Below are 22,122 nucleotides of genomic sequence, written 5' to 3'. Positions count from 1 at the left end.
AGGGCTCAATCGAGCTTGATGCCGAGGTCGGCGATCAGCTTGTGCCAGCGGACGCGCTCGCTGTCGAGCAGGGCGGCGTATTCGGCCGGCGTGTCGCCCACCGGTTCGATGCCGAAATCCACCATGCGCTTGTTGATGGCGGGATCGCGGATGGTGTCGACCACCTGCTTGTTGAGCGCCTGGATCACGTCGGCCGGGGTGCCGGCAGGCGCCACCATGCCGACCAGCGCGGCGGCCTCCACGCTGGGCATGCCCAGCTCGGCGAAGGTGGGCACGTCGGGCAGCTGCGGCAGGCGGGTGGGATGCGCCACGGCCAGCGCGCGCACCTTGCCGCCCTGGATGAAGCCCGCGCCCGCGGCCAGGTCGACCATCATGGCGGGAATCTGTCCGCCGGCCACGTCGGCCAGGGCCGGCGCGGCGCCGCGGTACGGCACGTGCACCAGCTGCAATCCCGCTTCGACCTTGAGCAGCTCCATGGCGAGATGGTGCGGGCTGCCGGCACCGGCGGAGCCGTAGTCCAGGCCGTTCCTGGCGGCCTTGGCCTGCGCGATGAATTCCTGCGCCGTCTTGGCCTGGGTGGCCGGGCCGACCACCAGGATCATGGGGAAGCGGCCCAGCAGCGTGACCGGCGCCAGATCCTTCACGGGGTCGTAGCTCAGGGATTTATAGAGGGCCTGGTTGAACACCAGCGTGCCGTTGTCGGCCGACAGCACCGTATGGCCGTCGGGCGCCGAGCGCGCTACGTCGGCGGCGCCGATGGCGGTGTTGCCGCCCGGCTTGTTGTCGATCACCACGGGTTGGCCCAGGCGGGGCCCCAGGCCCTGCGCGATGGTGCGGGCCAGGAAGTCGGAGCCGCCGCCGGCGGCGTAGGGAACCACCCACCGCAGCGGCTTGGAGGAGGAGTCGGCGGCGTGGACCGCGCCGGCGAGCGCGAAGGCGCCCAGGGCAAGTGTGGCGAGGCGGGCAAGGCTTTTCATGTTGTCTCCGGGTCACGGCGGGATGCCGATTGTTGTAGTTGGCGTAAATCATATACGCATGGCGTAATTCCTGCATCGGGGTTAACCTCGAAAACCGGTATGCCCTCACTACAATTTCCGCCGATGAAGCCCGAATCCCCTGCCGCGGCACCGTCCGCGCGCGTCCCCGCGCAGCCTGCCGCACGTCCTCGCGAGCGCCGCCAGCGCGTCCAGGCCGCCGAGACCGGCATGGCCGTGCTCAAGGGCCTGGCGCGGGTCGGCGGCCGGGCCAGCCTCACCGTCCTGTCGGCCCACGTGCAGGAAAGCCCGGCCAAGGTGCATCGCTACCTGGTCAGCCTGATGCAGGAAGGGCTGGTCGCGCAGGATGCCGCCACGCAGCAGTACTACCTGGGGCTGGAAGCCATGCTGGTCGGCGTGGCGGCGATGCGCCAGGCCGATCCCATCCGGCTGGCCGAGCCCGCGCTGGTGCGCCTGCGCGAGACGCTGGCAGTGACCTGCTTCATCGCCGTCATGGGCAACAAGGGGCCCACCATCGTCCGGTTCGAGGAGCCGGGCCTGCCGGTGACGGTGAACGTGCGCGTGGGTTCGGTGCTGCCGCTGCTGTGGTCGGCAACCGGGCGCGTCTTCATCGGCCTGCTGGACGATCCGCGGGTGGGCGCGCTGGCGCAGGCCGAACTGGCCCAGGCCACGCCCGAGCAGCGGGCGCAGCTGGCCGATGCGGATCCCATAGAAAAGCTGCGCGCCGAGGTGCACGCGCAGGGCTGCGCCAGCGTGCGGGATACCAACCTGAAGGGAATCAGCGCGGTAGCCGCCCCGCTCTACAACCATGCGGGCCAACTCTGCGGCGTGCTGACGGCGCTGGGCGCCACGGGCGGCTTCGACGCATCGGTGGACGGCGCCATCGCGCACGCCGTGCGGCGTGAAGCGGCGGCGGCCAGCGAGCAACTGGGCTATCGCGCGGCGCCCGGCGCCTGACGGCGGCGGCGGCACCGCGGATACCCCAGGCGGCTTACTTGCGGGCAGCTTCCGCGTTCGTCTGGGACTTGGCCAGCTTGGTGAGCTTCTCGTCAGTGGCCTTTTCTTCTTCCAGCGTCTGCAGCAGCAGCTTCATCGCTTCGTCCTGGCCGAGCAGCTTGGCATAGGTAGCCAGGGTGCCGTAGCTGGCGATCTCGTAGTGCTCGACCTTCTGCGCGCCGGCGATCAGCGCGGCGTCCAGCACGGGGCCCTTCTCCACTTCGTCGATGGTTTCCTTGTTTTCCTCGACCAGGCCCTCCATGGCGGCGCACTTCACGCGCTTGAGCCGCAGGTTCATCAGTTCGACGACCTTGTCGATGCGCTCGATCTGCCCCTGGGTTTCCTCGAGATGGGCCTCGAAGCCGGCGGACAGTTCCGGATTGGTGGCGGCGCGAGCCATCTTGGGCAGCGCCTTGGTAAGCTGCTTCTCGGCGCTGTAGATATCGGACAGCTCGTGCAGGAACAGGTCTTCGATGGACTTTACGGACATCATGGGTCTCCTGGGTTGATGGGCGCTGCCGTTGCCTTGCGCCCTGACACTGGCCACACACCCGCCGCAAATGCCGTTCCCGGCGCCATGCGGGGGCAAGGCGCACGCCGCGTGCGCGCGATTTACAAAGGCGGCAAGCCGCAGGGCCGTTGCCCGCCGCCGTCAGGCGGGCCTGGCTATCATCAGGTAGAAAATGGCAAGGAAGGCCAGCAGCGCCGGCACGCCCAGCGCCACCCACCAGCGGAAGAGGCGCCAGTACCGGGCGGGCAGTTCGTCGGCGCTTGCCGCCGCCTGCGCGGCCAGGTCCCGCAGGCGCACCTGCAGCCACACCACCGGCAGCCAGCAGCCTATCGCCAGGACATAGAGCCAGAGGCTCCACGCCACCCACGGCGTGGACAGCGGCAGACCGGTGCGGTGGAGCAGATAGAAGCCCGTGGCCGGCTGCAGCACCGCCGTGGTGGCCGTGAACAGCATGTCGGCGATCACCACATAGCGCGCCACCGCGGCCACCACGGCCGGATTGCGCTGCAGCGAGGCGCACAGCAGGTAGAAGGCCGAGCCCACGCCCGTGCCGAAGAGCAGCGTGGACGAGATCACGTGCACCCATTTGCCGATCAGGTAGTCCATGAAGCGCTCCGGGGCCGCGGCGGCTCGAGCCGGTACAGCAGGACGAGGGCCGCCATCATGGGAAGGTTCTTGCTGATGGGGCCGTAGGGATGCAGCCAGAACTCCGGCAGCCGCCAGCTGATGAGCACCGTATAGGCCGTTATCAGCGCCAGCTGGGCGAGCCACAGCGGGCGTCGCGCCGGGCCGCGCAGTGCCAGCGTGGCGACGCCGGCGGCCAGGTCCAGGAAGGCGGCGCCATAGAGCATCGTCCACGCCATGGCGCCGGACACGCCGACGCGAGCCAGCAGGGCGAGGCTGTCCTGCACCGGGTACAACCCGAGCGAGACGATGCCGGTCCAGATCCAGACCAGCGCGATGGCCCACCGCAGCAACGGCAGGGTGCTGTCCAGCACTGCCGCGCGGCGCCGCAGCGGCGCCTGGTCGCGCGGGATGAAGCGTTCCGCGGGGCGGGGAGGGTGTCCCAGCAGGCGCGTCAGCGGGGCGGGGTCGGCGGTGTTGCCGCGCGCCAGCATGGCCAGCGCATCGGCATCGACCAGGCTGCCGGGCACGTGTCCGGCCAGGCTGGCCGCGGCATGGGCCAGGGGCGGAGGCACCGGTACCACCCAGGGCGGGCGCGGCCATCCCAGTGCGCGTCGCAAGGCCAGAAGATAGGCCCGGAGGCTAAGCGGCCGCGGGCCGACGAACGGCACGCGGGCCGTCGCGCCGGGAGCCGCCTGCGCGAGCGCAGCCAGCCCTTGCACCACGTCGTCGACATGCACCGGCTGTATCGCCTGGTGCCCCCCCGCGGGCAGGAACCACACGGGCAGGCTGGCCCAGGTGTCGAACATCGCGGCGCTGGCGCCGCCCGCCCCGTAGACCAGCGAGGGCTGGACGATGGCGGCGCTGAGCGGCAGCGAGGCAAGCAGGCTGTCGCCCGCCGCCTTGCTGCGGTGATAGGGGGTACGGGCATGGGCGTCGGCGCCCAATGCCGACAGGTGGACCACGCGCGGGACGCCTGCCGCAACGCAGGCGCGGAACAGCGCGCCCGGGGCGCGCGCGTGCAGCAGGTCGAAGGTCTGCGCGCCGCGCTCGCGGAAGATGCCCACGGCGTTCACGACCACGTCCACGCCCTGCAGCAGCGGCAGCCAGGGTCCCGGTTCGGTGGCCTGCGCCATGTCGAATTGCACGTAGCGCACGGGCCCGGCCGCGGCGCCGGCGGGAGGATGGCGCACCGGGCACAGTACTTGATGGCCCCCTGCCGCCAGGCGTTGCACCAGACGGCTGCCGAGGAAGCCCGTGGCGCCTGTAATGAGTACATTCATAGGGTCGGATTCGGGCGGGCGTTAGGTCACAACAGTGGGTGCGGGTCCGGAAGAGCCCGGCCCGTGCCGGCAGCAAGACCCGTGCCGGCCATACCAGGGAGCGTGCCATGTCATTGTGGTTGCGGGCCATCAAGGAGGGTGTGATCACCGGCACCTGCGCCAGCCTGGCGTCGACGGCGATACTCGCGGCGGCCGGCCGCAGGGAAACCGGCAGCATGGCGGCGCCCACGAACGCCACCAGCCAGTGGGTCTGGGGCCGCCCGGCCCTCCATGCCGACGCGCCGAGCACGCGCCACACGGTGCCCGGCTATCTCATCCACCATGCCGCGTCGGTGCTGTGGGCCACGCTCTACGCGCGCGCCACCTGCCACCGCCCGCACGCACGACAGGCGCTGCCCGCCGTGGCGGGCGGCCTGGCCACGGCCGCCGTCGCCTGCTGGGCCGACTTCCGCCTGACCCCGCAGCGCTTCACGCCGGGTTTCGAGCACAGGCTGTCGCGGCCGGCGCTCGCCACGGTCTACGCAGGCTTCGGGCTCGCCATTGCGCTGGCGACCCTCGCCGTGCGGCGCCGGAGCTGAGAGGCCGGCCCGCGGACGTCAGTGCCAGCCCACCCGCCGGCGTGCCAGCAGGGCACCGCCCAGCAGCAGGGCCGCGCCGGCGCCTGCCCACAGCTGCGAGCGGCCGCGCGTCGCCAGGTGCGTGTAGACGCTGTGCCGGCGCACGTGCCGGGCGTCGTCCGTTGCCACGGGCTGGCCTCCTTCGTACAGGGCGTCGGGCGCGCCGTTGCGCGGCGCATCGCTGCGCTGGTGGCGCATCAGCCAGCCGGCCATGCGGTCCGCCACGCCCGGCATGCGCTGTCCCAGCGTCCCGATGGCCTTGGCGGCGCTGCCCACGTAGAGGTCGCGGCAGGGATGCTCGGCGGCGTAGAGGATGGCCTTGGCCACCAGTTCCGGCGCGTAGACCGGCGGCGGCAGCCTGGGCTCCACGTCCATGTAGTTGCGTGCGTGCTGCGTGAACCCGGTCGCGATCGAGGCGGGCTTGATCAGCGTCACGGAGACGGGAATGCCCTCCTGCTGCAACTCCATGCGCAGCGCATCGGTATAGCCCTTGACCGCATGCTTGGCCGCCGAATAGGCGCCCTGCAGCGGGACTGCGCGGTCGGACACTTCGCTGCCGATGTTGATCAGCGCGCCGCCCGCCTGCTTCATGTGGCTGACTGCGGTCATCGACCCGTACACCACGCCCCAGTAGTCGGTGTCGAACAGCTTGCGCTGGTCTTCGATGGGGACGCGGTCCAGCGTGCCGAAGATCGAGACGCCGGCGTTGTTGACCCAGGTGTCGACGCCACCGTAGGCCTGCAGCGCGGCGGCCAGGATGCGCTCGTGGTCCTGCTGGATGCCGACGTCGGCCGCGACGGTGGTGGCTTCGCCCCCGTGCGCGCGTATCTCGCGGGCAACGGATTCCAGCGCTTCCTGGTTGCGGCATGCCAGCACCAGCGGGGCGCCGGCCGCGCCAGCCGCGCGCGCGGTGGCTGCGCCGATGCCGCTGCTTGCGCCGGTGATCACCATCACCTGTTTGCGCAGGGGTTTCAGGCTGTATTTCATGGCGTGCTCCTCGGATCGATTGTTGCGGACCGCAAGCGTGCGCAATTCGCATGCCGCTTCGCCGGGATGCGGGCGATTCCCGGCGGGCGGGTAAAACTTGCGCAGGCATGTAAATCGGTGGCTGGCGCGGCGTGCCCGCATGCCGCGCCGGGGGAGCGGCATGCGGATTGCGGCCGTGCAGCGCCGGGTACGCACCCGCCCTCCAGGGAGATACCGATGAAAGCGCTGTGCTGGCATGGAAAGAAAGATATCCGCTACGACACCGTCCCCGACCCCATGATCGAATCAGGGCGCGATGCGATCGTGCGCGTCAGCGCATGCGCGATCTGCGGCTCCGACCTGCATCTGTTCGACGGCTTCATGCCGGGGATGAAGCACGGCGACGTGATGGGCCACGAGTTCATGGGCGAGGTCGTGGAGGTGGGGCCCGAGAACCACGCGCTCAAGCCGGGCGATCGCGTGGTCGTGCCGTTCACCATCATCTGCGGCGAATGCGAGCAATGCCGGCGCGGCAATTTCTCGGTGTGCGAGCGCACCAACCGCAATGCCGCCGAAGCGTCCAAGCTGTTCGGGCACAGCACGGCGGGCCTCTTCGGCTACAGCCACCTCACCGGCGGCTATGCCGGAGGCCAGGCCGAGTATGTGCGGGTGCCCTACGCCGATGCCACGCACATCAAGGTGCCGGACGGATTGACAGACGAACAGGTGCTGTTCCTGGGAGACATACTGCCCACCGGCTGGCAGGCGGCGGCACAGTGCGGGATCGAGCCCACCGACACCGTGGCGGTGTGGGGAGCGGGGCCGGTGGGGCAGATGGCCGTGCGCAGCGCGCTGCTGCAGGGTGCGCGCCAGGTCGTCTGCATAGACCGGGTGCCCGAGCGCCTGGCCATGGCGCAGGAGGGCGGCGCCATCCCCATCAACTTCGACCGCGAGAGCGTGCTGGAACGGCTGGGCGACCTGACCGGCGGCAAGGGGCCGGAAAAATGCATCGATGCGGTCGGCATGGAGTCGCACGCGACGCGCTCGCTGGACGCCGTGTACGACCGGGTCAAGCAGGCGGTGGGCGCCGAGACCGACCGGCCCCACGTGTTGCGCGAAATGATCTACGTGTGCAGGCCCGCGGGGGTACTGTCGGTGCCGGGCGTGTATGGCGGACTGATAGACAAGATCCCGTTCGGGGCGGCGATGAACAAGGGCCTCACGTGGCGCATGGGCCAGACCCACGTGAACCGCTGGAGCGAGGAGCTGCTGCAGATCGTCGCCGACGGCAAGATCGACCCTTCGTTCGTGATCACCCATCGGGCCGGCCTGGAGGACGGGCCGGCCCTCTACACCACCTTCCGCGACAAGCTCGACGGCTGCGTGAAGGTGGTGCTCAAGCCGTAGCGGCTGCGGGCCCCTGGCGCTCCGGCGCCATGTCGGCGTGCGCCACGCCGCCATGCGCCGGCGCGGACCGTGCGGCAGACGATGCGTCGCCTTGCAGCCACGCGCGGCTGTGCAGCTGGGCCATGGCCACGGGGTCGTCCAGCAGCTTGATGCGCCGCGGCTCGTCGAGGCGGGAGAGGTCTTCCCAGGCGAGGTCGACCAGGGTCTGGCGGGCCCGCAGATTGGCCGGCACCGGGCGGTGGCGTGCCGTGCCCATGGCGCAGGCCAGCGCATTGAGCGCGGGATGGTTGATCGCGTCGACGAAACCCTGTTGCGCGCCGGGCAGTTCGCGCCGCGACCGGGTGTAGTCCTGGGTGGCGGTGAGCTCGTCGGGAGGATGGATCTCCTCGGGAATGCGGAACAGCCCGTCGGCCTCGGCGCGCCGGCCCGGACCCACGCGGCTGGAATACACCGACAACGGGATCACCAGCAGCAGGGCGGCCAGGATGGGCGCCATCCACCACAGGAACACCGGATCCAGCCAGGCCACGAGCGCGCCCCATGCCAGCCCCAGTGCGGTCTGCGAGCCGTGCCGGCGGAAGGACTCTTCCCAGCTCGTGTCGGCGTCGTCGCGCTGCGGCGAGACCCAGCGGGCCTGCAGGCCCAGGAACGCGGCCACCACGAAACGGGTATGGAACAGCATGCGCACGGGCGCGAGCAGCATGGAGAACAGCACCTCCAGCAGCATGCTCTTGAGCGCCTTGTAGCGTCCGCCGTAGTCTGCGGGATTCTTGAAGCACACCAGCAGCACCCCCAGCACCTTGGGCAGGAACAGCAGCACGAAGGTGGTGGAGAACAGCGCGATGGCCTTGTCGGGATGCCACTGCGGCCAGATCGGGAAGAGCTGGCGCGGCTCCACGAAATACTGCGGTTCGGTCAGGGTGTGCACGCCCAGCAGCAGGGTGGACAAGGCCAGGAACAGGAACCACAGCGGAGCCGACAGGTACGACATGACGCCCGTGAGGAACACCACGCGATGCACCGGATGCAGGCCGTCGATGAGGAACAGCCTGAAGTTCATCAGGTTGCCGTGGCACCAGCGCTGGTCGCGCTGGAGTTCGTCGAGCAGGTTGGGCGGCAGCTCTTCGTAGCTGCCCGGCAGGTCGTAGGCGATCCAGACGCCCCAGCCGGCGCGGCGCATCAGCGCGGCTTCGACGAAGTCGTGCGAGAGGATGGCGCCGGCGAACGGACCCTTGCCCGGCAGCGGCGCCAGGATGCAGTGCCGCATGAAGGGCTCGAGCCGGATGATGGCGTTGTGCCCCCAGTAGTGCGACTCGCCCAGCTGCCAGAAGTGCATGCCGGCGGTGAACAGCGGCCCGTAGACCCGCGTGGCGAACTGCTGGATGCGGGCGTACAGCGTGTGCTTGCCGCTGGCCTGCGGCGCGGTCTGGATGATGCCGGCCTCGGGGTGCGCTTCCATGAGCTGCACCAGCGACTTCAGGCAGGCGCCGCTCATCACGCTGTCGGCGTCCAGCACCACCATGTAGCGGTAGTTGGCGCCCCAGCGGCGGCAGAAGTCGTCGATGTTGCCGCTCTTGCGCTTGACGCGCCGCCGGCGGCGCCGGTAGAAGATGCGGCCGAAGCCGTTGACCATGTTGCACAGGTCGATCCAGGCCTGCTGCTCGGCCACGCAGATGTCGGCCTTGTAGCTGTCGCTGAGGATGTAGATGTCGAACTGCGCCAGCGAGTCGGTGCGCGCGAGCGATTCGTAGGTGGCGCGCAGGCCGGCGAACACCCGCACCACGTCTTCGTTGCAGATCGGCATGACGAGCGCGCAGCGCGCGCCGTCGGGCAGGGGCGCGTCGCTCAGGCCGCGCGCCGAGATGCTGTAGCGGTCGCGGCCGATCATGAGCTGCAGAAAGCCCATCATGGCCGTCCAGAAACCGGACGACACCCAGCAGAACAGCAGGGCGAAGAGCGCCAGGATGGCAATCTCCAGCACCTGACCGCCCTGGTAGGGCAGCACGCCCTTCATGTACCAGGTGGCCACCGCGGTCTGCACGGCCACGCCCACCAGCAGCGCCAGGCGGCGCCGGCTGCCCGCCAGGCGCCAGGCTTCGCCGCTGTTGGCGATGCGGGCCGCCTGGGTGTCGGGCGGGTTCTGCGGCCGGTCGGCGCGCAGCCGGCGCCAGGCGCGCACCAGGGGGTTGGTGACCCAGGGCTTGGGCGCCATGGGCTGCCGCCGGTGGGGCGGCATGGCGTCGATGGTGGCGCCGCCGGCACCGCTGCGCATGACGCCGGCGGCCAGCGGCCCGTTGCCGTATCCCAGCATCACACGCTGGCCTTCCGAGGCCATGGCCGGCTGCTCGCCGGCCTGCTGCTGGCCCAGCGCCTCGTGCAGCGCCGTCCAGGGGGGCGTGCCCCGGGCTACGGCGGCATCGATGTCGCGCTCCAGCGCCAGGCGCTGGACCTGGGTCAGCGGCAGGCGGTCCAGGTAGGCGCCGACGAGATTGCCGGCATCATTTGGCGTCTGGGGCATTGCTGGTGAGTTGATAAGTCCAGGTTTCGGAAAGCACGGCTTGGCCGTTGGTGAGCTTGGCGCGCAGCTCCACGGGCCGCGCCGGATCCTTCACGTTCACGCGCAGCGTGAGGCGGCGTCCGCCGGTGGCGTCGTTGGGGCGCACCCCGTTCTCGACGATCTGGCCGTTGTCGTCGGTCCAGACGTCGGCGCTGACCGCCGCGTCGGGCGGCAGGCCGCGCAGCGCAGGGCCGGCGAAGTCGACGATCAGGGTGGTGCTGCCATCGGCGCGGCGGATGAGGTCCGGGCCCTTGGCTTCCTCGCGCGAGCGGCGCGTCTGCGTCACCCAGGCGAGCGGCGTGGTGCGCAGGCCGGCTTCGTTGATGGTCCAGATCATGCGGTATTCGAGGTCCAGCGGCGCGCCCGGATCGGGCTGCTTCTCGGGGACCCAGAACGCCACGATGTTGTCGTTGGTCTCGTCGGGGGTGGGGATCTCGACCAGCTGCACGCTGCCCTTGCCCCAGTTGCCCACCGGTTCGATCCACAGGCTGGGGCGCTTCTCGTAGCGGTCGTCGAGGTCTTCGTAGCGGCTGAATTCCCGGGCGCGCTGCAGCAGGCCGAAGCCGCGCGGGTTCTCGACGTTGAAGGCGCTGACCGCGAGCTTGCGGGGATTGTTCAGCGGACGCCAGATACGCTCCTGGTTGCCGGTGACGATGGCCAGGCCATCGGAATCGTGCAGTTCCGGCCGGTAGTTGGGCGTGGGCGACGGCTGGTTGGCGCCGTAGAGGTACATGCTGGTGAGCGGGGCCAGGCCGAGGCGGCCCACCTGCTCGCGCAGATAGATGCGCGCCTGCACGTCGACAATGGTGTCGGCCTGCGGGCGGATCGCGAAGCGGTAGGCGCCGGTGGCGCGCGGCGAATCGAGCAGCGCGTAGATCACCAGCTCGCGGCTTTCGGGGGAGGGCTTCGCGATCCAGAATTCGCGGAATGCCGGGAATTCCTCGCCGGACGGCAGCGCGGTGTCGATGGCGAGGCCGCGGGCGGACAGCCCGTAGGTCTGGCCCTGGCCGATCACGCGGAAGTAGCTCGCACCCAGGAACGAGGCCAGCTCGTCGGTGGGCTTGGCGGGCGTGTTCAGCGGGTACAGCACCTTGAAGCCGGCGAAGCCCAGGTTCTTGAGCAGCTCCGGGTCCACCTTCAGGTCGGGGCCGTAGTCGAAGTCGGCCATGTCGAAGGGGATCTCGCGCACGCCCCCGGCATCGATTTCATTGATGCGCACGGGCGACTTGAAATGCATGCCCTGGTGATAGAAACCGAGCTGGAACGCCGTGCCGGCATCGCGCCAGCGGTAGTGGTCCTCGCGGTAGCGCACGTTCTGGTAGCCCGCGAACTTCAGGCTCTCGAATTCCTTGGGGAGGTTGGAAGTCGGGGCGCTGTAGTCCTGCGCGGCCAGCTCGCGGGCGCGCTTGACGACGTCGAAGAAGGAGAACTGCCCGGCCGGGGCGGCCGGCGAGCTCGCGGCGGCTGGCGGTGTTTCGGCGCCGTGCGCAGCGGGCAGCCCGGCGCCCAGGAGAATCAGCGAGCAGGCACAGCCCTGGACCAGGCTGCGACGGATGTGGCGGCTAACGGAATGGGAGAGCACAGTGGAATGCCTCGAAGTCAACACGAGGGAAGTCAGGGTAACCATGGATTTTTGCACAGGCGCTGATTGTCGTAGGGACTTAAATGCGCATTTGAAAAAATGGCGTCTGTCGTGCACCACAGTGCACCGCAAAAAGCGCGCAGAGATTGCGACGGTACCATGTCAGCCCGGGACTGTTGCGTTGCAACATGATACCGGGCGGTATCCGGCCATTTCAGCCGCGGCGGTTCGGCGTCTTCGCGGCGGCCGGGGCAGCGCCGCGCCAGAACCACCAGAGCAGCAGGACGGCGAGGCCGCCGGCCAGCAGGCCGAAGGCGGCCAGGTAGATCGGCCAGGCGCGCTCCAGCATGGGCGCGGCGCCCGGAATGCCGTCGGCCATGCCCCACGGCGCCACGATGTGGGCGAACAGCAGCAGCACGCCGCCGATGGCCAGCAGGAACAGCGCCAGGGCGCACAACAGGGGGCGGCGCGGTCCGCGCGGCGCGGCGTCGGCCGGCCGGCGCCGCGGGGCGGGATCGGGGGGAGGCGCCGCGGGAGCCGCCTCGCGCGGTTCGCGGGGCCGCCACAGCGCCGGCATCCAGGCCAGCAAGCCCACGGCCACGATGGCGCCGAGCACGGCGGAGGCCGACAGCGCGTGCCCGCCGGCCAGCCAGCCGGGCGTCGTGCCGGTCGTGCCGACCAGCGGCGAATTGCCCAGGGCAGTGTAGAGCGCATCGCCGCAGGCATGGATAGCCCACAGGGCGAGCGTCATGATGGCCAGCACGCCGATGCCATTGGCGGCATCCTGGCTGCGGTCGTCGGGCAGGGTGCGGATCACCAGCCGGATCAGGCGCAGGCACAGCCAGGCGGCGCAGACCAGCAGCAAGGCGCCGGCCAGCGTCAGCGCCAGGCCGAAGAGAAAACGGGCCAGGACCAGGGCCATGGGCAAGGGTCGGACAGGTACGGAAATGGGCAGAGACCATAGCATAACGGCGCGGCCCGCCGGTTCCCGGGCCTTCAGGCCCGCGGCTTGCCGCCGCGCATGGCCATCCAGAACAGCGCCTGGCTGCCGATCCCCGCGCCGGCCAGCACCAGCGCGGTGGACAGCGAAGGCGAGGAACCCAGCCCGGCGAGCGCCGTGCACAGTGCGCCCACCGCCATCTGCGCGGCGCCGTACAGCCCGGAGGCGGAACCGACGATGTGCGGGTTGACGCCCACCGCCAGCGTGAGCGCCGTGGGCCCGGAGATGCCCACGCCCAGCGTGAAGAAGAACATGGCGCCCACCAGGCTGTGCACGGTGGCCATGCCGCCCAGCACCATGCCCAGCAGCGCCAGGGTGGCCAGCACGCTCAGGGCGTTGCCGCACACCAGCAGGCGCGTGATCGGCATCCGCCCGATCAGCCGCGTGGTGACGAGGCTGCCCAGCCATACGCCGGAGACCAGCACGGCCAGTGCCACGCCCACTTCGCCGGCCGGGCGATGCAGCTCCTCGACGAGGATGTAGGGGGCCGACGCGATGAAGGCGAACATGGATGTGGTGGCGCAGCCCCCGCCCACCGCATAGCCGACGAAGGCGGGCGAAGCCAGCAGCTGGCGGTAGTGGCGCGCCAGCGTGCGCGCCGTGACCTGCGCCACCGCCGGGCCGGTCTCGGGCAGCAGGCGCCAGGCCAGCACGAAGTTCGCCACGCCGAGCACGCACAGTCCCGCCAGGATGGCGCGCCAGCCCAGGGTGGAGGCGATGAGCCCGCCGATGATGGGCGCGGCGCCGGGCGCCAGCGTGGCGATCAGGCCCATCAGCGCCAGGCGCCGGGCCGCTTCCGACGGACCGGCCGTGTCGCGTGCGATCGCCCGGCCCAGCACCAGGCCCGCGCAGCCGCCCAGGGCCTGGAACAGGCGGGCCGCCACCAGCGCGTGGACATCCGGCGCCAGCGTCGCGGCGAGGCCCGCCCCGGTGTAGAGCGCCAGGCCCGCCATGAGCACCGGACGCCGTCCGTAGCGGTCGGAGAGCGGGCCGTAGACCAGCTGGCCGAACGCCAGGCCGGCGATGTACAGGCTCACCGTCATCTGCATGGCGGCGCTGCCGGCGTGCAGGTCCGAACCGGCCAGGGCCAGGGCCGGCACGAAGATGTGCATGGCCAGCGTGCCGCTGAACGTGAACAGGGCCAGCAGCCACAACGGGACGTGCCTGACGGAGCCCGGGCCGCGCAGGGACGTGCCGGCAGGGGTCATGCGTCGTCCCGCATGTCGGCATCCAGGCCGTCGCAGACGCGCTGCAGCAGCGCGTAGGCCTGCGCCAGGTCCGCGTCGGAGAGCGGCTGCAGCACCGCGTCCCGCACCGCGGCGGCCACGCGCTGCACCTGGTCCACGGTGGCCTGGCCCTGGGGCGTGAGGACGAGCAGGCGCGCACGGCGGTCGCCGTCTTCTTCGCGGCGCTCGACCATGCCCGCGGCCTGCAGCGCGTCGAGCACCCGTACGACGGAGGAGCCGTCCAGCCCCAGCAGCGCGGCCAGCTCTTTCTGGCGCATGGGCTTCTCGGCGCGGGCCAGGTGCACCAGCGGCAGCCAGGTGGCTTCGGTGAGTCCGTAGGGTTGCAGCCGGCGGTCGACCGCGCGGCGCCAGGTGCGTGCGGTATGCGCCACCAGGGCGCCGAAGCGGGCGCGGGGGGTGTCGTCCATGGTCAGGTAATTGATGTCATGTCAATAGATTGTATGTCATCTATTTTCCTGGCCTGCATGCCGCCGCTGCCGGCAGCCCCGGGCGGCATAGAATGACGCCACCTCGAACCCGCCCCGGTCCTCGCCCGTGTCCCTGCGCCAGTCCGCATTCTTCGTGCGTTTCATCGCCCTCGGCGCCCTGGCCCATGTGTACGTGGGCGTGCGGCTGATCGGCGACGCGCCCATCCCCACCTGGGCCGGGCTTGCGGCCGGGCTGGTGCTGGCGCTTTCCTGCGTGCTGATCCCGCTGGGCATGCTGAGCCGCTCCTGGGGCCGCCAGCCCGCCGCCGACCGTATCGCATGGGTGGGCCTGCTGGCCATGGGCGTGTTCTCGTCGCTCTTCGTCTACACCGTGCTGCGCGACGCGGCGCTGCTGGCGGCGTGGCTGCTGGCGCTCGCGGGGGCGCCGCTGCCGATGTCCGCGCTGCGCGCCGTCTCGGCGCTGGCCGTGCCCTTGCTGGCCCTGGCCGACAGCCTGTGGGGCTACGCGAACGCGCGCCGCCGCGCGCCGCTGGTCGAGGTCGAAGTGCCGATCGCCGGCCTGCCCGCGGCCCTGGACGGCTTCACCATCGTGCAGATCAGCGACATCCATGTTGGTCCCACGATCAAGCGCGGCTATGTGCAGGCCATCGTCGACGCGGTCAACCAGGCCGGGGCCGACCTGGTTGCCATCACGGGCGACGTGGTGGACGGCAGCGTCGCGCAACTGGCGCCCCACACCCGGCCGCTGGGCGATCTGCGGGCGCCCCATGGCGTGTATCTCGTCACCGGCAATCACGAGTACTACTCGGGCGCGGCGGAGTGGGTGGCGGAATTCCGCCGGCTGGGCCTGCAGGTGCTGCTCAACGAGCATGCCGTGATCCGGCCCGCGGGCCAGTGCGTGGTGGTGGCCGGCGTGGCCGACTACAGCGCCGGCGCGCATGTCCCGGGGCACCGCAGCAGTCCTGCGCGGGCGCTGGCGGGCGCTCCGCCCGAGGCGGCGCTGCGCCTGCTGCTGGCGCACCAGCCGCGCAGCGCCGAAGCTGCCGCCCCGCTGGGCTATCACCTGCAGCTGTCGGGGCACACGCACGGCGGGCAGTTCTTCCCCTGGGGTTTCTTCGTGCGGCTGCAGCAGCCCTATACCGCCGGGCTGCACCGGCATGGCGGCATGTGGATCTATATCAGCCGCGGCACCGGCTACTGGGGGCCGCCCAAGCGGGTGGCCGCGCCCTCGGAGATCACGCGGCTGCGGCTCGTGGCTGCGTGAGCGTCGGCGGATTCTTGGCGGCCCCGCTTCAAATGTGCTTCCATACGCATACGCCGGCAGACCCCCCGCTGCCGGCATGCCGAATTTCCATTCAGGGAACCCTCATGCGTAGCCTCTGTATTGCGCTGGCCGCGGCCAGCCTGTTGGCGAGCGGCGTTGCCGCCGCCCAATCCACCCTGCGTATCGGCCTCCAGGACGATCCCGACGTCCTGGATCCGACGCGGGCCCGCACCTTCGTCGGGCGCATCGTGTTCGCGTCGCTGTGCGACCGCCTGGTCGACATCACGCCCGAGCTCAAGTTCGTGCCGCAGCTGGCGCAGTCCTGGGAAACCTCGGCCGACGGCAGGCAGCTCACGTTCAAGCTGCGCGAGGGCGCCTTCTACCACGACGGCGCGCCGGTGGACGCTGCCTCGGTCAAGGCCAACCTGGAGCGCGCCATGACCCTGCCCGACAGCAACCGCAAGAGCGAGCTCACCAGCGTGGCCGGCGTGGAGGCGCCCGACGCGCGCACGGTGGTGCTGAACCTCAAGCAGGCCGATGCCTCGCTGCTGTCGCAGCTTTCCGACCGCGCCGGCATGATGCAGTCGCCCGCGTCCTTCGACAAGGATCCCGGCGCCCAGCCGGTGTGCTCGGGTCCGTACAAGTTCAAGGAGCGGGTGCAGAACGATCGCATCGTGCTGGAGAAATTCCCCCAGTATTGGGATGCGGCGAGCTACCACTTCGATCGCGTGGTCTACACGCCCATGCCCGATTCCACCGTGCGCCTGAACAACCTGCGTGCCGGGGGGCTGGACATCGTGGAGCGGATCGCGCCCTCCGACGCGCAGACGGTGAAGTCCGACGCCCGCCTGGTGCTCGCGCCCGTCACGGGCCTGGGCTTCCAGTCGTTTTCCTTCAACATCGGCAACGGCGAGCGTGCCAACGCCGCGCTGAAGGACAAGCGGGTGCGCCAGGCGCTTGAGCTTGCCATCGACCGCGACGTCATCAACCAGGTGGTGGGCGAAGGCATGTTCCAGCCGGCCCACCAGCCGTTCCCGCCGGCCAGCTTCGCCTACGACAAGAGCGTGGAGCATTCCGGCCGCGACGTCGAGCAGGCCCGGCGCCTGCTCAAGGAAGCCGGCTACGACCGCGTCAAGCTGGAGATCACGTACGGCAACAACACCACCATGCAGCAGGTCTACGAGCTGATCCAGGCCATGGCGGCGGAGGCGGGCTTCGACATCTCGCTGCGCCCGCTGGAGTTCGCGGCCCTGCAGGCCGCGCTGCCCCGCGGCGATTTCGAGGTGGGCCAGACCGGCTGGTCGGGCCGGGTCGACCCCAGCGGCAACATCCACCAGTACATCAGCTGCAAGGGCAACCTGAACGACGGCCGCTACTGCGATGCCGAGGTCGACCAGTGGCTGAACGAGGCGCGCTCGGTGGCCGACGAGGGCAAGCGGCGCGAGCTGTATTCCCGGGTGCTGCAGAAAATGCGCGAAGACCGTCCCACGGTGTACCTGTACTACCTGCCCTGGGTGTTCGGGCTGCAGAAGAGCGTGCAGGGCTTCGTGCCCTATCCCGACGGCCTGATCCGCCTGAAGAACGTCACCATTGCGGGCCGCTAGCATGGACTCGGGCCACCGCATGTTCACCACGCGCCCGGAGATACTGGGCACCTTCGGCGTGGTCACGTCCACGCACTGGCTGGCCAGCTCTTGCGGCATGGCGCTGCTCGAGCGCGGCGGCAACGCCTTCGATGCGGCGGTCGCCGCCGGCTTCGTGCTGCAGGTGGTCGAACCCCACCTGGTGGGGCCGGCGGGCGAGGTGCCCATCGTGTTCCATTCGGCGCGCACCGGGCGCACCGAGATCCTGTGCGGCCAGGGCTGCACGCCGGCCGGCGCCACGCTGGAAGCCTACCGTTCGCTGGGCCTGTCGCTGATCCCCGGCAATGGCCTGCTGCCCGCGGTGATTCCGGGCGCCTTCGACGCGTGGATGCTCATGCTGCGCGACCACGGCACGATGCGCGTGCGCGACGTGCTCGAGCCTGCCATCCACTACGCCGAGCACGGCCATGCGCTGATGCCGCGCATCGCCAACACCATCGCGGGGCTGCAGGGCTTCTTCGCGCAGCACTGGCCGTCCACCTGCGAGGTCTACCTGCCGGGCGGGCAGGCGCCGCAGGCGCGCCAGCTGTTCCGCAATCCGTGGCTGGCGCAGACCTGGCGCCGCGTGCTGCAGGAGGCCGAGGCGGCCGGCGCCGGCCGCGAGCGCCAGATCGAGGCCGCGCGCGACGCCTTCTACCGCGGCTTCGTGGCCGAAGCCATCGGCGACTACCTGCGCACTGCGGAAGTCATGGACGAGAGCGGCACGCCGCATCGCGGCGTGCTCACCGCCGACGACATGGCGGGCTGGTCCGCTTCGTACGAGGCGCCCGCCCTGTACGACTACGGCGACTACACCGTGGCGAAGGCCGGCCCCTGGAGCCAGGGGCCGGTGTTCCTGCAGACGCTGGCCCTGCTCAAGGGACTGGACCTGGGCGGGGTGGGGCCGGCCAGCGCCGAGTTCGTGCACCGGGTCACCGAGGCCATGAAGCTGGCCTTTGCCGACCGCGAGGCCTACTACGGCGATCCGGCTTTCGTCGAAGTCCCCCTGGAGCACCTGCTGTCGGAAGCCTACAACGACGAGCGCCGCGGCCTGATCGGCGAGCGGGCCTCGCACGAACTGCGTCCCGGCCACGTGCCGGGCTATGCGGCGCAGCGCGAGCGCGTGATGGACACGCTGTCGCGGCTGTCGCGCGTCAGCGAGGCCGGCGCGCCCAGCAGCGAACCCACGCTGGCCGACATGCGGGCATCGGCCAGGCGGGGCGACACCACGCACGTGGACGTGATCGACCGCTGGGGCAACATGGTGTCGGCCACGCCCTCGGGCGGCTGGTTCCAGTCTTCGCCCATCGTGCCCGGGCTGGGCTTCGCGCTCAACACGCGCGCGCAGATGTTCTGGCTCGAGCCGGGCCTGCCCGGGACGCTGGCGCCGGGCAAGCGTCCGCGCACCACGCTCACGCCGTCGCTGGCGCTGCGCGAGGGCCGGCCCTACATGGTGTTCGGCACGCCCGGCGGCGACCAGCAGGAGCAATGGCAGCTGTTGCTGTTCCTGCGCCACGTGCATCACGGCCTGAACCTGCAGGAAGCCATCGACATGCCCATGTCGCACACCATGCATTTCCCGAGCTCGTTCTACCCGCGCGACCGCAAGCCCGGCCACCTGGCCGTGGAGGCCTCGTTCGGCGCCGAGGCCATCGCGGCGCTGCGCGCGCGCGGCCATGCCGTGGAAGAAGTGCCGGCCTGGACGGTGGGCCGCCTGACCGCTGCCGCCCGCGACGATGATGGCGTGCTGCGCGCGGCGGCCACGCCGCGCCTGATGCAGGCCTACGCGGTGGGCCGCTGATACGCCCTACGCACCGGTGCCGGCCTGCTCGGCGCCGGCCGTGGCCGGCGCGCCGTCGTCCGGCACCAGGAACTGCGTGGACGGCGAGCCGTCGGCGTTGTGCTGCACGATGCGCGCGGGGCGGCCCTGGGCGTCCAGGAATACCTGGCCGATGCCGGCGCCGTTCCACAGGCGTTCGCCGCTGCGCCGGCGGTCCGGCAGGCGCGGCGTGATCTCCAGGTGGCGCCGCTTGGTGAGCCAGTTCAGCGGCGAATGCGGCGCATAGAGCCAGCGATTGAGCCGGTCCAGCCAGTCGAGCAGGCGCCGCGGGAACTCGTTCTTGAGGCCGCTGCTGGTGATCTGCCAGATATGCGGCACGCGGTCCCGGTCGCGCACCTGCACGTCGTAGGCGAAGGAGTAGTGCACGTCGCCCGACAGGATCACGTAGTTGCCCGGGGTGCGCGAGTGGCGGAAGATGTTCAGCATCACGCTGGCCGCGCCGCGGTGCGCCATCCAGTTCTCGGCATCCACGGTCAGCGCATGGCCCGACCAGGTGCATATCCGCTGCGCCACCTCGATCAGCTTCACGCCGAACATCGGCGCCGGCGACACGATCACCGCCGCGGTCTCGTCGAGCAGTTCCTGCTGCAGCTCGGTCAGGGATTCCCAGTCCATCAGACCCGAAGGCCGGCTCGGCAGGCGCCGGCTGCGCCAGCGCCGCGTGCGGGTGTCCAGCACGATCACGGTGGGATGGGTGCGCAGCACGTAGCCCCATTGCCCGAACTGCAGCAGGCGTCCGATGAGCGCGTCCTGGGCCTGCGGCTCCAGTCGTCCGCGCCCGTCCGGCGCGGCGCTCAGCGCCGCCATCTCGTCCAGGACCGCGCCGAAGGCATCGGGCCGGTTGCCCCATCCCTGGCACAGCGCATAGGCGATCAGCGCGTTGCCCACGATGCGCCGCGAGAACGGATGCCCGTAGGCCGTGGTTTCCCACTTGGCCGACAGGTTCCAGTCGTCGGTGATGTCGTGGTCGTCGAAGATCATCAGCGTCTGGACGTGGGCCAGCAGGCGCGACGCGCGCGGCAGTTCGGCGCGGAAGCCGCGCAGCGCGTCGCACTCGCTGCGCCAGCGGCGCGCATGCGCCGCGTCCAGCGCCGGCATCTGCGGTTCGGGCACCAGTTGCCAAGGCACCGGCGACCACACCAGCAGGTACATGGCCAGCACCTCGGCGAGGGTAACCAGGTGGTTGTGTGCGTTGGCGGTGGTGAAGACGGGCTTTTCCACGCCGCCGAAGAAACGTTCGCGCAGGGCCTCGTTGGAGCGGAAGGCCGGCAGCAGGTCTTCCCGCCGGTAATAGCCGGCCGGATGGCTGTAGAGGGCCTCGCTGTCGTCGACGACGGCGCCGTCCAGGCATTCCCCGTAGAGGCCCAGGCGGCGGATGAGCGCATGGATGGCCGCCAGCATGGGCCCGGCCACGTCGTCGGCGTAGACCTGGTCTCCGCACAGCATCAGCATGGCGGGCCGCGCCTGGGCGTTGCGGATCTCGCCCGCCAGCAGCGCGTCGGCGCGCGCCAGGCCATCGTGCGAGGGATGGTGCGGCTTGCGGCAGGAGCCGAACAGGATGTCGTCGGCGCGGCTGCGCAGCACCAGGCTCGGGCGCCGGGCGCCATCATGCAGCAGGTGCGGGGCCCATTGCGCGATGCCGGCCGGCGCGCCGCCCGCCGATGCCACCAGCAGGTCGTAGGCGATCAGGGTGTCCTGCGGCAGCGGCGGGTCCAGGGCCAGGTCGATGTAGTGCAGCCAGGCGTGGCGGCCCACCCGCAGCGCGCGGCAGCTGCCGCCGTCCAGCGCGATGCGGCGGGCCGGGCCGCCTGCGGGCTCCAGCACCAGGGTGAGCTGCAGCGGCGCGCTGCCCACCAGCCAGAGCGCCAGGCGGCCCGGCTCGAGCCGGCGCAGGATGGGGCCGGCCAGTACGGCGGGCAGGGAAGTGTCGGGTGCGGCGGATACAGGAGAAGAATCGGACAGAAGCATTGCAATCGAGTGCCTGGGGCAGGCGGCCAGTGTAGCCCGCGCCTGCGCATGCCGCCGCGGTCAGGCAGTCTGCGGCGCGGGCTCGGGCGGCAGGGGGGCCTCGGCGGGGCGCACGTAGCGCCAGATCAGCAGCACGCTCAGGCCGAAGCCGGCGGCCGCCAGCAGTGCGCCGACGTATTGCGGGGCAGCGGCGCCATAGCCCAGCGCGATCGGCACGCCGCCCAGGTACGCGCCCAGCGCATTGCCGAGGTTGGCAGTGGACTGCACCAGCGCCGAGGCCAGGATCTTGGAGCCGCGCGCCATGAGGATCACCAGCACCTGCATGGGCGCCACGGTGGAGAAGGCCACCACGCCGCCCACGAAGGCCATGGCCAGCGCCACGGTTTCATGGCGGGCCGTCAGGCCCACCACCAGTGCGGCCAGCGCCATCGCGAGCAGCAGGCCCGAGGTGGTGCGCGCCGGCGAATAGCGGTCGGCCAGCCAGCCGCCCAGGAAATTGCCCACGGCCATGCCGATGCCGGCCAGGGCCATCACGAACGGGATCCTCCCTGGCGCCAGGCCCGTCACGCTGGTCATCATGGGGGCGATGTAGCTGATCCAGGCGTAGATGCCGGCCGAGCCGATGGTGGACATGCCCACGATGACCCAGAACGCGCCGCGCTCGAAGCTGGACACGCTGCGGGCCAGGTCGGGCGTGCGCAAGGCAAGCGGATAGCGGGCCAGCCACGTGGAGATCGCCAGCGCCGCCGCCACGGCGCTGAGGGCAACCAGGCCATAGGCCAGGCGCCAGTTCACCGCATGGCCTATGTAGGTGCCCAGCGGCACGCCCAGCACGTTGGCCACGGTCAGGCCGGAGAACATGACCGCCACGGTGCTGGCCGCGCGGCCGGGCGCGGCCAGCTGGCCGGCCACCACCGCGCCGATGCCGAAGAAGGCGCCGTGCGGCAGGCCGGAAAACAGCCGCGCCGCGATGAGCAGCTCGTAGGTCGGCGCCACGGCCGCCAGGAGGTTGAATACGGCGAAGGCGGCCATCAGGCCGCGCAGGATGCGCACAGGCGGGGCGTTGCCCGCCAGGAAGACGAGCAGCGGCGCGCCGATGACCACGCCCAGCGCGTATACCGAGATCAGGTGGCCGGCCTGGGGGATGCTGATGGCCAGCGCCGCGGACATCTCGGGCAGCATGCCGATGACCAGGAATTCGGCCATGCCTATGCT

The 22,122-nt window shown here is 70.8% G+C and carries 18 protein-coding genes; 6 read left to right on the top strand and 12 right to left on the bottom strand.

Translation table 11 applies throughout. The annotated features are described in order from the left end of the window. Positions 1-5: 5 nt before the first annotated feature. Complete coding sequence (locus tag ACYBYQ_RS16340; RefSeq protein ID WP_459615426.1) at positions 6-977, bottom strand: Bug family tripartite tricarboxylate transporter substrate binding protein; 972 nt, start codon at positions 975-977, stop codon at positions 6-8. Between the two features lie 123 nt (positions 978-1,100). On the opposite strand from ACYBYQ_RS16340, the gene ACYBYQ_RS16335 reads away from it, so the two are divergent. Beyond that, entirely contained in the window at positions 1,101-1,952 is an 852-nt protein-coding gene (locus tag ACYBYQ_RS16335; RefSeq protein WP_459615424.1) for an IclR family transcriptional regulator, read from the top strand. Between the two features lie 34 nt (positions 1,953-1,986). Here the strand turns inward: ACYBYQ_RS16335 and ACYBYQ_RS16330 are convergent, their stop codons facing one another. The 3 genes from ACYBYQ_RS16330 to ACYBYQ_RS16320 all read right to left on the bottom strand — a co-directional run bounded on the left by ACYBYQ_RS16330 (position 1,987) and on the right by ACYBYQ_RS16320 (position 4,409). Then, entirely contained in the window at positions 1,987-2,481 is a 495-nt protein-coding gene (locus ACYBYQ_RS16330) for a YciE/YciF ferroxidase family protein (protein WP_459618807.1), read from the bottom strand. A gap of 162 nt (positions 2,482-2,643) precedes the next feature. Beyond that, the gene (locus tag ACYBYQ_RS16325; RefSeq protein ID WP_459615422.1) at positions 2,644-3,108 is read right to left on the bottom strand and encodes a DUF2269 family protein; all 465 of its coding nucleotides are present in this window, start codon (positions 3,106-3,108) and stop codon (positions 2,644-2,646) included. Beyond that, positions 3,096-4,409, bottom strand: coding sequence for an SDR family oxidoreductase (locus ACYBYQ_RS16320; RefSeq protein ID WP_459615420.1), 1,314 nt, complete (start codon positions 4,407-4,409; stop codon positions 3,096-3,098). Before ACYBYQ_RS16320 ends, ACYBYQ_RS16325 begins: the two co-directional genes overlap by 13 nt. Positions 4,410-4,516: 107 nt before the next feature. On the opposite strand from ACYBYQ_RS16320, the gene ACYBYQ_RS16315 reads away from it, so the two are divergent. Further along, a complete protein-coding gene (locus ACYBYQ_RS16315) occupies positions 4,517-4,987 on the top strand; it encodes a hypothetical protein (RefSeq protein WP_459615418.1) in 471 nt (156 codons plus the stop codon). 18 nt (positions 4,988-5,005) lie between these two features. On the opposite strand, the gene ACYBYQ_RS16310 is transcribed toward ACYBYQ_RS16315, so the two are convergent. Continuing rightward, positions 5,006-6,013: an SDR family oxidoreductase gene (locus ACYBYQ_RS16310; protein ID WP_459615416.1), complete on the bottom strand. Its 1,008-nt coding sequence runs from the start codon at positions 6,011-6,013 to the stop codon at positions 5,006-5,008. Between the two features lie 216 nt (positions 6,014-6,229). Here ACYBYQ_RS16310 and ACYBYQ_RS16305 point away from each other — a divergent pair, with 216 nt between their 5' ends. Next, the gene (locus tag ACYBYQ_RS16305; protein WP_459615414.1) at positions 6,230-7,399 is read left to right on the top strand and encodes a zinc-dependent alcohol dehydrogenase; all 1,170 of its coding nucleotides are present in this window, start codon (positions 6,230-6,232) and stop codon (positions 7,397-7,399) included. Here ACYBYQ_RS16305 and mdoH read toward each other — a convergent pair. The 5 genes from mdoH to ACYBYQ_RS16280 form a co-directional block, all read right to left on the bottom strand. Then, entirely contained in the window at positions 7,389-9,917 is a 2,529-nt protein-coding gene (gene mdoH / locus ACYBYQ_RS16300) for a glucans biosynthesis glucosyltransferase MdoH (RefSeq protein WP_459615412.1), read from the bottom strand. The genes ACYBYQ_RS16305 and mdoH overlap by 11 nt on opposite strands. After that, positions 9,898-11,583 (bottom strand): glucan biosynthesis protein G, encoded by a 1,686-nt coding sequence (locus ACYBYQ_RS16295; RefSeq protein WP_459615410.1) that lies wholly within the window; start codon positions 11,581-11,583, stop codon positions 9,898-9,900. The genes mdoH and ACYBYQ_RS16295 overlap by 20 nt, the downstream gene beginning before the upstream one ends. A gap of 169 nt (positions 11,584-11,752) precedes the next feature. Continuing rightward, positions 11,753-12,460 (bottom strand): hypothetical protein, encoded by a 708-nt coding sequence (locus tag ACYBYQ_RS16290; RefSeq protein WP_459615408.1) that lies wholly within the window; start codon positions 12,458-12,460, stop codon positions 11,753-11,755. Between the two features lie 74 nt (positions 12,461-12,534). Next, a complete protein-coding gene (locus ACYBYQ_RS16285; protein ID WP_459615406.1) occupies positions 12,535-13,746 on the bottom strand; it encodes a multidrug effflux MFS transporter in 1,212 nt (403 codons plus the stop codon). Continuing rightward, positions 13,743-14,192 (bottom strand): MarR family winged helix-turn-helix transcriptional regulator, encoded by a 450-nt coding sequence (locus tag ACYBYQ_RS16280; protein ID WP_459615404.1) that lies wholly within the window; start codon positions 14,190-14,192, stop codon positions 13,743-13,745. Before ACYBYQ_RS16280 ends, ACYBYQ_RS16285 begins: the two co-directional genes overlap by 4 nt. 127 nt (positions 14,193-14,319) lie before the next feature. Between ACYBYQ_RS16280 and ACYBYQ_RS16275 the strand changes: the two genes are divergently transcribed. The 3 genes from ACYBYQ_RS16275 (at position 14,320) to ACYBYQ_RS16265 (ending at position 18,900) form a co-directional block, all read left to right on the top strand. Beyond that, a complete protein-coding gene (locus tag ACYBYQ_RS16275; RefSeq protein WP_459615402.1) occupies positions 14,320-15,477 on the top strand; it encodes a metallophosphoesterase in 1,158 nt (385 codons plus the stop codon). 104 nt (positions 15,478-15,581) lie between these two features. Next, complete coding sequence (locus tag ACYBYQ_RS16270) at positions 15,582-17,081, top strand: ABC transporter substrate-binding protein (protein WP_459615400.1); 1,500 nt, start codon at positions 15,582-15,584, stop codon at positions 17,079-17,081. A 19-nt stretch (positions 17,082-17,100) separates the two neighbouring features. Then, entirely contained in the window at positions 17,101-18,900 is a 1,800-nt protein-coding gene (locus ACYBYQ_RS16265) for a gamma-glutamyltransferase family protein (RefSeq protein WP_459615398.1), read from the top strand. A 6-nt stretch (positions 18,901-18,906) separates the two neighbouring features. Here ACYBYQ_RS16265 and ACYBYQ_RS16260 read toward each other — a convergent pair whose 3' ends face one another. After that, the gene (locus ACYBYQ_RS16260) at positions 18,907-20,907 is read right to left on the bottom strand and encodes an alkaline phosphatase D family protein (protein ID WP_459615396.1); all 2,001 of its coding nucleotides are present in this window, start codon (positions 20,905-20,907) and stop codon (positions 18,907-18,909) included. A 60-nt stretch (positions 20,908-20,967) separates the two neighbouring features. Beyond that, complete coding sequence (locus tag ACYBYQ_RS16255; protein ID WP_459615394.1) at positions 20,968-22,113, bottom strand: MFS transporter; 1,146 nt, start codon at positions 22,111-22,113, stop codon at positions 20,968-20,970. Positions 22,114-22,122: the final 9 nt, after the last annotated feature.

This window comes from Bordetella sp. 2513F2 (assembly GCF_054642735.1).
This window is presented reverse-complemented; position numbering and strand designations above follow the sequence as displayed.